Below are 12,841 nucleotides of genomic sequence, written 5' to 3' on the forward strand. Positions count from 1 at the left end.
ACCCGGGAACGGAGTGGATGACTGCGGCGGAGGCCGCCCGGAGTAACGGATGGGCCGCCGGTCAGCAGCGAGGGAAGTGGTCAGGGATCCTGGATGCACCAAAAGGGACACATCGCTAGATCGTGATGTGCCCCTTCGGGGTGCCTGGGCGGCCGAGTTCAGGACACGCTGAGTTTGTCGGTCTCGTCGTGATACTCAACAGCCATCTCACGCAGCTTCGAGTCGTGCGACTTCGCGTGGTGCCGGCAGAACAGGAGATCGCCGCCCCCGGGCAGCACGACCCGCACGTAGGCCTGGGCACCGCACCGGTCGCAACGATCAAGATTGGTCAGCGTCGGCTTCGTGATAGTCCCTGTCACATCTACTCCAACTGTGTTAGGCGGTCAGATGTTCCAACTGACCATGTGACGGTTTACTCACAGCCGGCTCTCGTGGCGTCGTTGCATCCAGAGCGGCGTGGTGTCCGTGGTCCTCCATACCACGGACGGGTACCCGTCTCGGGCGCCCGGTCGTCTGATCAGGGACGTCGGGCACCGAAGACGATGTCGTCCCATGCTGGCACTGACTTGCGTCCGCGTCGACCGCCTGCCGGACGTTCGTTCCCACGGGCGGTGTTACTCGGGCGTGCCCGTGACGCAGCGGAGGCGCTCGATGTGTCTACGGTCGTCTCGTCGGTCCCGTCCGGCGCATCCTCCGTCCGCGCGGAGGGAGCCTTGGCGGGGGCTTCCCGCCGGGCTGCCGTGCGGCGCGCCCCGGGCGTGGAACCTGTGCCGGATCCGGCGGCTCGGGCGGCTGGTGCCGAGGTCACGGCGGCTGCGGCGGCTGCGGCGGCATCGGTGCCCGCTAGCGCGGCCGGTTCGGCGGGAGCGGATCGCGCTGCCGTACCGGCCTCTGGGGCCGACGGCTCCGGTCCGGCCGGGGCCGCGGCGGCTGTCCCGCCCCGCTCCCCGCCGGCGACGGGAGGCACCTGCGCCGAGCCCGGGACCGGCAGCTTGGCGGCTGCCCCGGTGGGAGACGTGGCGGATGTCACGGGCTGCGGACCGGCCGGCGCGACGGCCGCCCGGGAATGCACTCCTGATCGTCCGGTCCCGGACACGGACCCCACCCTGGGGCGGCTGCCGGGAACGCCTCGCCCCGTCGCGGCCGTCCGGCGAGCGACCTCGCCGCGGATCGGTTCGGGCCGGACGGGACGATCCAGGGACTCGGCTTCCTCGGCCCGGGTGGCCTTCCGCTCCACCGAGCGCGGGTCTCCCGGGGCCGCTGGGTCTGCGGACCGGGCAGGTACGGACCAGGGGGTCACGGATCGGGTGTCCGCGGATCGGGTGTCCGCGACCACGGGTTGCGGTTCGGCCGCCTGGATCGTCTCCGGACGGGTGGGCGACCCGGGTGCCCCGGGTCGCCCACCGCCCGCGGTGTCCCCGGGATATGCGGTGTCCCCGGGATACGACGCGGCCGGGTGGGAGGGCAGGGCCGCGGGCGGAGGGTACTGCCGCTCGGGGAGGCTGTGCTGCGGGGCCGGTGTTCCCGGCGGCAGGCCCGATTCCGCCATCGCGGCGACCATCGGCTGGACCGGGGTGGCCGGGGTGGCCGGAGCGACCGGAGTGGCCGGGGTGGCCTGGTCGTGCACAAGAGTGAGCGCTGGCCCCGCCGCCCGCAGCGCCGCCGACGATGATGGTATGGATGACGGTGCGGGCATCGGCGCCGGCTGCTCCGCCGTCTCCGGCGCCACAAGAGTGCGGGCCGCGTCGTCATGTGGGCGCACCCGGCGCACCACCGGATCCCACGTCCAGCGGGCGCAGCGGCTTTCCGAGGTGAGCTGGACGAGCCAGATGCCGTCGACGCGGCGCCACGCGTCCCACTGCGCCGCGGCCGGATTGTCCTGGGCTCCCATCAGCCGCGCGTCGACGACCTCGCCCAACGGCCGTCCCGGCACGCCCCCCGGATCCTTGGGGAGCAGCGCGGCCCGCGCCTCCTGCACGACCCTGGCACGTTCGGCGAGGACAGGACCCTCATAGCGCTCCACCCGTTCCACCGGGATCCCGGCGGCCCTGGCCACCTCCGCCGCGGTCTCCCCGGCGCGCAGCCTGGCCTGGATCTCCCGTGGGGTGAGCGCGCTCTCGGTACGCGCCTCGCTGCGACGCACACCGCGCAGGGCCGCGCGCAGCCGGTCGTCCACGGGCACCCGGAACTGCTCGCCGTCCGTCCTGCCGTTCGCGTCGGTGAGCACGAGGTAGCCGCCGTCCTCGCTGAGTGCGACCGCCCGCAGCTCGCGCATGGCGCCTCCTCCTCCGTCGAAGCCGTACCGCTTGTCGCCGTGCCGCGGCGGGCGGACCGTTGCGCCGGACGCGCATGGGAGCGGATGTCAGCATGATGCGTCAACCCGCCTTCGGCCTGTGCGTCCCGGTAGCTGACAGCCTGCCATCGATGGCGTCGGTCGCGGGCGTGGCGGCGGGCGACACGCACAGTCTGACCGTGTTGGGCCTGTTCGGGCAGTCCCGGAACGTCCGGATCCGGGACGAGTGGACTCGCGACCGGTGGATTATGGTCGCCTGCCGCCCGGGGGGCGGGTCGCGGGACCTCGGCGGCGGGCGGGCCGGGCAGCCGGTCGGGGCCGGTTCTGGTCGACCAGGCCGGAGATGGCGGCGCCGACGATGCCCGCCTCGTTCTGGAGTTGCGCGGGGATCACTCGGGTACGCACCTCGAGCTGGTCGAGATATTTGTCCGCTCTCTTGCTCACCCCACCACCGATGATGATGAGGTCGGGCCAGAGCAGCGCCTCGATGGTGTTGAGGTACCTGGTCACCCGCTTGGCCCACTTCTCCCAGGAGAGGCCCTCGCGTTCCCGGGCCGCATCGGACGCCCTGGTCTCCGCGTCGTGCCCGGAGATCTCCAAGTGGCCGAGTTCGGTGTTGGGCACGAGCTGGCCGTGGAGGAACAGCGCGGTACCGATCCCGGTTCCGAACGTCGTCACGACGACCAGGCCGGTGGTGTCGCGTCCGGCGCCGAAGGTCATCTCGGCGATGCCCGCCGCGTCCGCGTCGTTCATCACGGTGATGTCCACCGGGCCCGTGGCGGCGGCCGACCCGCCCAGCGCCTCGGCGAACAGGGACACCACGTCGGTGCCGATCCAGGACGGGGCGATGTTCGCCGCCGTGAGCGCCATCCCGTTCTTGACCACTGCGGGCAGGGTGGCTCCCACCGGTCCCGACCAGCCGAAGCGGCCAACCACCTCCGCCACGGTCGCGGCCACCGCGGTGGGCTCGGCCGGCTGCGGAGTCGCCAGCCGGAACCTGGGCGCAGCCAGCGACCCGTCCTCGACGTTGACCGGAGCGCCCTTGATTCCGCTTCCGCCGACGTCAACCCCGAAGACCTGCATCGCCGAGCCCTCCCCTACCGATGTTCTGACCTCGCCGACCCTGCCGACCTCGCCGACCCCGCCGCCGGTGCCGCCGCGGTGCCGTGGGCCGAACCGCCGCCCAGTGACCGCGGACGTCCGTCGACCGCACGAGTTGTAGTCTCGCAGGCGATCGGGGCGGCCACGGTCCGACTGCCCACGTCGTGGCCCCTCCGTCCCGATCGCGTCCCGCCGGTGAGTCCGCCGCCGCGTGGCCCGACTCGGGACGAGCCGCGACTCAGACGAACGGCTCTTACCCTGGAGGAATGAGCCTCACTGACACCCATGGTCGCATCGCGACGGACCTGCGGGTGTCGTTGACGGACCGCTGCAACCTCCGGTGTACCTATTGCATGCCGGCCGAGGGACTCGCGTGGCTTCCTGGTGAGCGGATGCTGACCGACGACGAGGTAGTCCGGCTGGTTGGCGTCGCGGTTGGGCGGCTCGGCGTGACCGAGATTCGCCTCACCGGCGGTGAGCCCACGCTGCGTCCGGGTCTGGTGGAGCTGGTGGCGCGGCTCGCGGCCCTGCGGCCGCGGCCCGAACTGTCCGTCACCACGAATGGTCTGATCCTGGCCCGCCTGGCGGGCCCGCTGCGGGCCGCCGGTCTGGACCGGATCAACGTCTCCCTGGACACGCTGGACGCGGACCGGTTCGTCCGGATCACCCGCCGGGAGCGGCTCGGTGACGTGCTGGCAGAACTGTCCGCCGCCGCCGCGAGCGGGCTCACCCCGGTCAAGGTCAACAGCGTCCTCGTTCGGGGCGTCAACGACGACGAAGCCCCCCGGTTACTGCGCTGGTGTCTGCGGGAGGGCTACGAGCTGCGGTTCATCGAGCAGATGCCGCTGGATGCGCAGCATGCGTGGCGTCGGGACACGATGGTGACGGCCGGCGAGATCCTTGCCTGCCTGCGGGCGGAGTTCACCCTCACGCCGCTGCCGGGCCGCGGCAGTGCGCCCGCCGAGTTGTTCGAGGTGAACGGTGGGCCCGGGCGGGTGGGGGTGATCGCCTCGGTGTCGGCGCCGTTCTGCGCGGCCTGTGACCGGGTCCGGCTGACCGCTGACGGCCAGGTGCGTGACTGTCTGTTCGCCCGGCGGGAGAGCGATCTGCGGACCCCCATGCGTGCCGGCGCGGACGACGAGCGGCTCGCGGCTCTGTGGCGGGCGGCCGTGCGGGGCAAGAAGGCGGGGCACGGCATCGACGAACCGACCTTTCGGCAGCCGGACCGGCCGATGTCCGCGATCGGCGGATGACGGTGGCCAGGTCCGGGTCGCATGCCGGTGTCCCCGCGGGTTGGAGTGCCCTGGTGCTGGCCGGGGGTGGGGCGCGCCGGCTCGGCGGCCGGGACAAGCCGGCGGTGATGGTCGGCGGTTCCACCCTGCTCGAGCGGGTGCTGTCCGCGGTGTTGGACGCCGAACGGGTGGTCATCGTCGGTCCCCGGCGTGACCTGGCCGTCGCTCCGATTCCGCCTGGTCGGGTGCGCTGGTGTCGGGAGGATCCGCCCGGCGGGGGACCGGTCGCGGCGATCGCCGCCGGCCTTGTCGAGATCACCACACCGTTCGTCGCCGTCCTCGCCGCCGACCTGCCGTTCCTGACCGGCCGGGAGATCGCGCTGCTGCGCCGTGGGGTCGCGGACCCCGCGGCGCAGGCCGCGCTGCTGGTCGACCCGGACGGTCGCCGGCAGTTTCTGGCCGCGGTGTGGCGGACGGCCTCGCTGTGGGCGGCGCTACCCGCCGATCCGATCGGGCGCCCGGTGCGCGGCCTGTTCGCAGACCGTCCGGTGACCGCGGTCCGGGCGCCCGCCCGGACCTGCCTCGACTGCGACGAACCGGCGGATGTGGCGCGGGCCCGCAGCTGGGCCGCGGTGGGGGAGCGTGGCCCGGCCCGGCACGATGGACCTATGACCTCCGCCGATGACCAGCAGCCTGATCACCAGTCGCGGTCCGATCATCGGGCTTCGGCGGATCCGCCGCCCCCGGAGGCCGGACGTCATCGCCCGCCGCCCGCCGCGGCCGTCGGCTCGGGTGCCGGCAACGTTCGGGACAAGAACGTTCGGGACAAGAACCTCCTGGAGCGGGACGTCCTGGCGCAGTGGGTGTCGGACGTCTGCGCCGAGCTCGGCCTCGACGCGGCACGGATCGACGTGGGCGCTGTTCTCGATCTCGCGCGCGACGTCGCCCACGGGGTCGCGCGTCCCGCGGCGCCACTCACCGCGTTCCTGGTTGGTCTGGCCGCCGGCCGGAACGCGGGCGGTGCCCACGGTGAGGAGGGCGGAGGCGAGGGGGGTACGGATGGTGAGCGGGAGGCCGCGGCGGCGCGCGCGGCGACGTCGGCCGTGCTTGGCCTCCTGGCGCGGGCGGGGACCGGACCCGCTCAGCCCATCCGGCCCGGACCCGCCTCGTCGAGGTAGCCGCGCATGTCGATCGCCATGGTGCGCACCGCGTCCTGGTCCGGCTCCGCGTACTCCTCGCCACGCGCCGACGCCCGCGCGTATCCGAAGGTCAGTCGCGGCAGCACCTGCGTCGGTGTGTCCATCCCGCCCTCCCAGCCGGGTTCGTCCCCGGTGAACGCGGCAGGTCCGGAGGGCAGGTCTCCGGAGGTGGGGGAGGCCGTCACGACGACCCAGTCGATCACACCGAGTATGATGATCGCGGCGAGTGCTGGCAGGGCCGCGATCGGGTTCCAGGCGGCCAGCCCCACCAGGACGAACACCGCGACCACCGTCAGTCCGCCGATGAGGTGCCGCCGCGCGGGACGAAGCGCGGGAACCTTACGACCATGCCGATAGTGGGCCATACCGACAGTGTGCCTGGGATGCCGCGTTCGGCCCGACCGTGGCCGCACCGCCCGAGTGCGGCCACGGTGCCTCACCCGGGATGGCGTTTCGCCCGGCCCGGGGCCCGGCCCGGTGCCCGATCTGGAGGAGGCGTGCGGTATGCCCGGGGACGTTGGTTCGACCACGGGGGGATCGGGGTATGCCGCACACGCCGATCCGAGGCCCGGGCAGCGGCGTCCACCTCCAGGTTGGCGTTCGTGTTGCCCCACAGGCAGATTATGACTTATTGTGATTGCCTTGACTCCCGTGGTCACCGAATCGGGGTTCGGCGTGCCGGAGTGGCGTCGGGCACCCGGAGCATCCGACAGCGGAGGGTATGTACTTCCTCTCTTTTTGGCGAAGGTTGCGTAGGTCGACCCCGTCCTGAGTCACACTTTTCGAAGGAAAGCAAAGGACCATGGCCCGGCGCCGCACCATGTGTTCAACCTCGCGAAGCTGGAGGTTCGCCGTGGAGGCTCGACGTCGGATGACACGTCCGCGCCGAAAGTCCGCCCCTGGCACCCTGCTGCTGCTCGGCGTAATCGTCTCGGTGTTCCTCGCCGCCGCTGCCTGCGGCTCACCGAGTTACGAATACGTAACCAACAAGAAGGACGGCGCGTTTGTGCGTGTCCCGACCGGGTGGAATCACCAGGAGATGCCCGGACCTGCGCTTTTCGGGATCGACGCCCGCAATGTCAGCCCCGAGATGCTGCGCGGTCTCATGTCGCGGGAATGGGTCGTCGGCATCGACGCGGCCCAGCGGTTCGACAACACCCGGCTCCTTGTGCCGGACGCAACGCAGCCGAAGGGGTTCGTCCAGGTTCGCCACCTGCTCCCGGAGGAGGCCAACGCGGTCTCCACCAACGATCTGCGCAACTTCGTCCTCTCCGTCGACGACGCGGTGGCCGCGCAGGAGCAGGCCGTGCGGCAGAACCCCTACGGTGCGCGGCTGACGCCGAACTTCCTGCTACTCGCGGACGAGGTTGTGCACAAGAAGGATGGTGTGCACGGGGTGCACCTCATTTACCAGGTGCAGACCCAGGCCGGGCTGGTCACCATTGACCAGACGAGCCTGCTCGACAACGGGCAGCGAGTGCTCTACCAGCTGATCCTCGCGTGTTCGTCGTTGTGTTACGCCACGCATGGTCAGCAGATCGGCGATGTCGCCAAGTCCTTCACGATCGAGCCGACGGACCGAGGTCAGTAGTCATGGGCGTGAGAGACCAGGCAGGTGGGACCGCCGACGGCGGGGACCCGAAGCCGAATGCCACCGGTCTGGCTGGTCCCGACCCCGGTGGCACGGATGCGAAGCCGGCGAGCGCGACCGCCGGCAAGCCACGCCGCCGTCCCCTCGCCTTCTGGGACCGGGTGAAGTTCCTGCTCCTGCTCGGGGCGGTCTTCGTCTTCGTCGTGGCGGCCGACGTGTCCGGCAACCCGTTGATGATGTGGGCTGACTCGATCCGCATCCAGGCCAGGAACAGCTGGTGGATCCTGGCCCTGCTGGGCGTGGAACTGGTGCACCAGCTCCACATGTTCCTGGGCGAACGGTGGTCGGGCTACTACGTCTTCTGGACCGATCGGGTCTTCGGGCAGGCCGAGCGTCGGTTGCTGCGGCTCAACGACTGGAACCGGTACCGGGTCAGCCGTGCGCTGAAGTGGATCGTCGGGGCCGCGCTCGCCCTGTTCGTCTACGCCCGCCTGGCCGATACCTCGGTCTTCGACGCGATGGTGAACGTCCCCGGCGCCGTCTGGAAGGCCATCCCGGCGGTCCTGCAGATCGTCCTGCTCATGACCCTCGTCGTCGGCCAGTTCGTCGTGATGTTCTGGTTCCTGTCCAAGGGCGGCGTCGACGTCTACTTCCCCGAGGACATCACTACCCGCTTCGCCGACGTGTGGGGGCAGGACCACGTTGTCAGCCGGGTGAAGGAGAACGTTTTCTACCTGGAGCGGCCGGAGGAGATCGAGAGCCGGGGTGGTCATGTTCCCGGCGGTATCCTGCTCTGGGGGCCGCCGGGCACCGGCAAGACCCTCATCGCCGAGGCGGTCGCGGGAGAGACCGGGAAGCCCTTCGTGTTCGTCGACCCGGGCGCCTTCCAAGCGATGTTCATCGGGGTCGGCATCCTCAAGGTGAAATCGCTGTTCCGCAAGCTGCGCAAGCTCTCCCTGCGTTATGGCGGGGTGATCGTCTTCTTTGACGAGGCCGACACGCTGGGGAGCCGGGGTCAGCTCGCCGGGGGATTCGGCCGCGGGGCCGGAACCGGTGCCCGGTCGTGGTTCGCCCGTTCCGGGTCGCCCGCATTCGTCCCGGTGAGCGCGGCCCCGGCAGGACGGGTCTCGGCGAGTGCGTTCCCGACCGGCGCCGGCCGCCGGTTCGCCGGCCGGCCCGGATCGGTGGGCGAGGGCGGTCCGGGGGACCTGTGCAACGGCCTGTCCTACCTGAGCGAGGCGGCCCGCGCGGAGATCACCCGTGAGCAGTTCGTGATGGGCGGGGGCGGCGGCGGTTTCGACGGCACCCTGCAGGCGCTGCTCACCGAGATGTCCGGCCTGAAGAAGCCGCGGGGCTTCCTCAACCGGGTGGTGCGCCGGACGTTGGGCATGCGGCCCAAGCCACCGCCCAAATACCGCATCCTCGTCATGATGGCGACGAACATGCCGCAGTCGCTTGACGAGGCGCTGCTGCGCCCCGGCCGCATCGACCGGCAGTACAAGGTGGGCTATCCCAGCAAGGAGGGCCGGATCCGCACCTTCGAGGGCTATCTGTCGAAGGTGCGCCACGAGCTCACGCCGGATCAGATCGACCGGCTGGCCATCATGAGCCCGGAGGCCACCGGGGCGACCATCAAGGACACCGTCAACGAGGCCCTGGTCCAGGCGGTGAAGGACGGCCGGGAGGTCATCACCTGGCAGGACATGCTCCGGGCCAGGGTGATCAAGGAATACGGCCTCGCCGACGACCACGAGCACATCGACCGGGAACGGCACAGCATCGCCCTGCACGAGGCGTGCCACGCCGTCGTCGCCTACCGGATGCAGCGTGGGCGGGTGATCGACCTCGCCACCATCGAACGCCGCGGTGGCGTCGGCGGGTTCGTGGCGCACGTCGCGGTCGAGGACCGCATGTTCATGTGGAAGTCCGAGATCGAGGTGCAGGTGATGGTCTCCCTCGCCTCGCTCGTCGGCGAACGGATGTTCTTCGAGGGGGACAACACCGTCGGTGTCGGCGGCGACCTGCGCAGCGCGACCCTGCTCGTGGCCAACTTCATCTCCTCGGCGGCGATGGGGGAGACCCTGGCCTCGCGCCTGTCCATGCTGGAACAGGAGATGGGTAACGCCTCCATCGACGCCGACCGGCCGTTCGGCGAGCAGGTCGAGGGCAAACTTCGGGAGCTCTATGCCCGTACCGAGGAGGTGCTCGCCGCGAACCGGCGGGAGATCCTGGCCCTCACCCACGCGCTGGAGACCCACAAGACGATCACCGGTGAGGATGTGGAGGCCATCATGGAGGGGTACCTGGGCCCCACCGTCGACGGCCGCCGTTACCACGAGCCCGACTTCCTTGCTGTCGCCGAGAGCTATCACTCCAACGCGGTCCAGGCTCATCGCGGGCAGACCCATGAGCTGCACACGCTCCCCGACCTCGGCCGGGCGGCCGTCAGCCCTGCCGAGGCGGCACCCGCGGCCGGATCGGACTGAGCCGACCCGGGTCCGGGCGCATGCCTTTCACGGCCATGTCTTTCACGGCCGTGGCCCGAAGGGAGCCGAAGGCGTACAACGCCGCGCCGATGGCCGCACCCGCGGCCAGGAGCAACCCGGCGCGCGCGCCGAAGGCCTGGGCGACCCAGCCGGCGATCGGGCCGCCGACCGGCGTTGTGCCGAGGAACGCGACCGACCACAGCGCCATCACCCGCCCACGCATCGCCGGGTCGGCCGCGAGCTGGACCGTGGCGTTCCCGGTCGAGATGAAGGCGACGCTCGTCGCGCCCAGCAGCACCATCGTCGCGATCTCGAGCGGCAGCGTCGGCGCGGCGGCGGCGAGCAGCAGGATGACACCGAAGGTCATCGCGGTCAGGCTCAGTGCCCGGGGCCCAATCCGGCGGCGGGCGACCAGCAGGCCGCCGACGACCGCGCCCGCCCCCATGGCCGAGGTCATCAGGCTGTACGTGGCCGCGGTGCCCCCGAAGGTCTCCCGGGCCAGGAGCGGCAGCACGACCTGGAACTCGTAGGACAGCGTGCCGATCATCACCATCATGACCAACGGTACGCGCAGCGCCGGCGTGCGGCGCACGTAGGCGAAGCCGGCCCGCAGCTGCCCCGGCGCCCGGTGTATCGGCGGATGATCGTACAGCGCTGAGATGTCCATGCGGTGCAGGGCGAACAGGACCGCGCCGAAGGAGGCCGCGTTGATGAGGAAACAGCCGGCGGTGCCCGCGAGCACGATGACGACGCCGGCGATCGCCGGGCCGACGATGCGCGCCGCGTTTATCGCGACCGAGTTCAGGGTGACCGCGTTCGGAAGGTGCTCCGGCCCGACCATCTCCTGGACGAAGCTCTGCCGGGCCGGGTTGTCAACGGCGTTGCACAGGCCGATGAGCGCGGCGGCCACCCCGACCATCCAGAGTTGGGCCGTACCGGTGAGGTCGAGGATGCCCAGCGCCAGCGCGGCGAGTCCGGAGCCCACCTGCGTGCAGATCAGCAGGCGGCGCCGGTCCGTCCGGTCGGCGAGCAGACCGCCGTAGGGCCCGAAGAACAGCACCGGCAGGAACTGGGCGGCGGTGACCAGGCCGAGCGCCGTGCCGGAGGCGCCGAGCGAGAGGACCAGCCAGCCGAGGGCGATGGTCTGCATCCATGTCCCGCAGAGTGAAACGATCTGGCCGCCGAGGAAGAGCCGGAAGTTCGGCACCCGCAGGGCAGCGAACGTGCCACCGGGCGCCTTCGATGCCGAACCGGCTACCTTCTCCATCTGCAGGGTCATACGTGCACCTCCAGGGAGGGCAACGCCGGCCGGCAGATCGTTATTTCGCATCAGGTAAACATTTTCCTCCAGGGTGGACTCTCGTAACAGAATGGCTCTGATAACAGGGATCCGGATGTTACAGGGGGATGTTGCCGTGCACGTTCTTGTCGGTGCGGGAACGGGTCAGCGCGTCGGCGAGGGCGGAGGCAACCGCGCCCCGGGTGGCGGCGGGGGTGACGACCGCGTCGACGACGCCGAGTTCCACGGCGCGGTCGATGCCACCGACGGTGCGGATGTGCTCCTCGGTCAGCTCCGCCAGGACGCTGGGGCGGCGCTGGGCCGGAACCTCGGCGAGCTTGCGACGGTGCAGAATGCCGACGGCGGCCTCGGCGCCCATGACGGCGACCTGGGCGGTCGGCCAGGCATACACGGCGGTCGCGCCCAGGCTGCTGGCGTTCATCGCGATGTACGCTCCGCCGTACGCCTTGCGGGTCACGACGGTGACGCGCGGCACGGTGCATTCGGAGAATGCGTAGAGCAGCTTCGCTCCCCGCCGGACCACGCCTTCCCATTCCTGGCCCACACCCGGCAGGTAACCGGGCACGTCAACGAGCACGACCAACGGAACACCGAAGGAGTCGCACATCCGGACGAACCGGGAGGCCTTCTCGGCCGAGGTCGCGTCGAGGCATCCACCACGGCGCAGCGGGTTGTTCGCGACCACCCCGATGGTACGTCCGCCGAGGCGTCCCAGCACCGTCACGATGTTCGGCGCCCACCTCGGGTGGAGCTCGACGGCCTCGTCCTCGTCGTCGAGCACCGCCTTCACGAGCGGGCGCACGTCGTAGGCCCGCCGAGGATTGTCGGGCAGCAGTTCCCCGAGCTCGCGTCCGGTGACGGGGCCGATGTCGCGCTGATCGGCCAGCAGCACCGCGACCGCCCGGGTCCGCTCGACGGCCTCGTCCTCGGAGTCGCAGGTCACGTGCACGACGCCGCTGCGCCTGGAGTGCACGTCCGGCCCACCCAGGCTGTCGGCGGTGCATTCCTCACCGGTCACCGAACGCACCACGTCCGGGCCGGTGACGAACACCTTCGCCCCTGGGCCCATGATGACGATGTCGGTCAGGGCTGGCCCGTAGGCGGCTCCGCCGGCGGCGGCCCCGAGCACGAGCGAGAGCTGCGGGATCCGACCGGAGGCCCGCACCGTGGCGGCGAAGATCCGGCCGACTCCGTCAAGCGAGGCGACACCCTCCTGAAGCCGGGCGCCTCCCGAGTGCCAGATCCCGACGACCGGGCAGTTCATCCGGACGGCGGACTCGATGGCATGAACGATGCGGGCACAGCCGTCGCGCCCCATCGCGCCACCCTGTACCGTCGGATCTGTCGCGAAGGCGACAACCTCGTTCCCGCCGACAAGCCCTTGCCCGGCAACGACTCCGGACGGGTCGCCGACCGCGAACAGCGACAGGGTGTCTGGATCGAAAAACCGGGCGAGCCGAGCCTGAGGTGTGCGGGGGTCGACTCGGTCGATCGTGGACAGACTCACCGTGCGTCTCCTTGCCTGAGCGGCGTCGGACTGCTTCGCAGGAGGCCGATACGCGACCACCTGTGGTATGCGCCGGCTTCCGCTGGGCACTCGGTCCGGCGACCATGACGCTCGCCGAAACGGCGGGCGGTG

The 12,841-nt window shown here is 71.0% G+C and carries 10 protein-coding genes; 4 read left to right on the forward strand and 6 right to left on the reverse strand.

Annotated features, from left to right (window positions below; translation table 11 throughout):
- Positions 1-158: 158 nt before the first annotated feature.
- The 3 genes from AC08ON_RS02080 to ppgK form a co-directional block, all read right to left on the reverse strand.
- Entirely contained in the window at positions 159-359 is a 201-nt protein-coding gene (locus AC08ON_RS02080; RefSeq protein WP_011437872.1) for a DUF7455 domain-containing protein, read from the reverse strand.
- Positions 360-517: 158 nt separating this feature from the next.
- Entirely contained in the window at positions 518-2,275 is a 1,758-nt protein-coding gene (gene sepH, locus AC08ON_RS02085) for a septation protein SepH (protein ID WP_476616357.1), read from the reverse strand.
- Positions 2,276-2,539: 264 nt separating this feature from the next.
- Positions 2,540-3,376: a polyphosphate--glucose phosphotransferase gene (gene ppgK, locus AC08ON_RS02090; RefSeq protein ID WP_476606431.1), complete on the reverse strand. Its 837-nt coding sequence runs from the start codon at positions 3,374-3,376 to the stop codon at positions 2,540-2,542.
- A 284-nt stretch (positions 3,377-3,660) separates the two neighbouring features.
- Here ppgK and moaA point away from each other — a divergent pair, with 284 nt between their 5' ends.
- Complete coding sequence (gene moaA / locus AC08ON_RS02095; RefSeq protein ID WP_476606432.1) at positions 3,661-4,647, forward strand: GTP 3',8-cyclase MoaA; 987 nt, start codon at positions 3,661-3,663, stop codon at positions 4,645-4,647.
- Positions 4,644-5,804, forward strand: a complete 1,161-nt coding sequence (locus tag AC08ON_RS02100; RefSeq protein ID WP_476606433.1) for an NTP transferase domain-containing protein — start codon at positions 4,644-4,646, stop codon at positions 5,802-5,804. The genes moaA and AC08ON_RS02100 overlap by 4 nt, the downstream gene beginning before the upstream one ends.
- On the opposite strand, the gene AC08ON_RS02105 is transcribed toward AC08ON_RS02100, so the two are convergent.
- Positions 5,768-6,190: a hypothetical protein gene (locus AC08ON_RS02105; RefSeq protein ID WP_476606434.1), complete on the reverse strand. Its 423-nt coding sequence runs from the start codon at positions 6,188-6,190 to the stop codon at positions 5,768-5,770. The genes AC08ON_RS02100 and AC08ON_RS02105 overlap by 37 nt on opposite strands.
- Positions 6,191-6,696: 506 nt before the next feature.
- Here AC08ON_RS02105 and AC08ON_RS02110 point away from each other — a divergent pair.
- Both AC08ON_RS02110 and AC08ON_RS02115 read left to right on the forward strand, forming a co-directional pair.
- Positions 6,697-7,416 (forward strand): hypothetical protein, encoded by a 720-nt coding sequence (locus AC08ON_RS02110; RefSeq protein WP_476606435.1) that lies wholly within the window; start codon positions 6,697-6,699, stop codon positions 7,414-7,416.
- A 2-nt stretch (positions 7,417-7,418) separates the two neighbouring features.
- Positions 7,419-9,902 (forward strand): AAA family ATPase, encoded by a 2,484-nt coding sequence (locus AC08ON_RS02115; protein ID WP_476606436.1) that lies wholly within the window; start codon positions 7,419-7,421, stop codon positions 9,900-9,902.
- On the opposite strand, the gene AC08ON_RS02120 is transcribed toward AC08ON_RS02115, so the two are convergent.
- Positions 9,862-11,181: an MFS transporter gene (locus AC08ON_RS02120; protein WP_476606437.1), complete on the reverse strand. Its 1,320-nt coding sequence runs from the start codon at positions 11,179-11,181 to the stop codon at positions 9,862-9,864. The two genes, AC08ON_RS02115 and AC08ON_RS02120, sit on opposite strands and share 41 nt — an antisense overlap.
- 118 nt (positions 11,182-11,299) lie before the next feature.
- On the reverse strand, positions 11,300-12,709 hold the full coding sequence (locus AC08ON_RS02125; protein WP_476606438.1) for an acyl-CoA carboxylase subunit beta: 1,410 nt from the start codon (positions 12,707-12,709) through the stop codon (positions 11,300-11,302).
- Positions 12,710-12,841: the final 132 nt, after the last annotated feature.

This window comes from Frankia sp. CoWAU3, assembly GCF_977971855.1.

Excerpts from the sequence above, each read along its gene's own strand:
- sepH (WP_476616357.1), bottom strand. The coding sequence starts at position 2,275 with ATGCGCGAGCTGCGGGCGGTCGCACTCAGCGAGGACGGCGGCTACCTC.
- ppgK (WP_476606431.1), bottom strand. The coding sequence starts at position 3,376 with ATGCAGGTCTTCGGGGTTGACGTCGGCGGAAGCGGAATCAAGGGCGCT.
- moaA (WP_476606432.1), top strand. The coding sequence starts at position 3,661 with ATGAGCCTCACTGACACCCATGGTCGCATCGCGACGGACCTGCGGGTG.
- AC08ON_RS02100 (WP_476606433.1), top strand. The coding sequence starts at position 4,644 with ATGACGGTGGCCAGGTCCGGGTCGCATGCCGGTGTCCCCGCGGGTTGG.
- AC08ON_RS02105 (WP_476606434.1), bottom strand. The coding sequence starts at position 6,190 with ATGGCCCACTATCGGCATGGTCGTAAGGTTCCCGCGCTTCGTCCCGCG.
- AC08ON_RS02110 (WP_476606435.1), top strand. The coding sequence starts at position 6,697 with ATGACACGTCCGCGCCGAAAGTCCGCCCCTGGCACCCTGCTGCTGCTC.
- AC08ON_RS02115 (WP_476606436.1), top strand. The coding sequence starts at position 7,419 with ATGGGCGTGAGAGACCAGGCAGGTGGGACCGCCGACGGCGGGGACCCG.
- AC08ON_RS02120 (WP_476606437.1), bottom strand. The coding sequence starts at position 11,181 with ATGACCCTGCAGATGGAGAAGGTAGCCGGTTCGGCATCGAAGGCGCCC.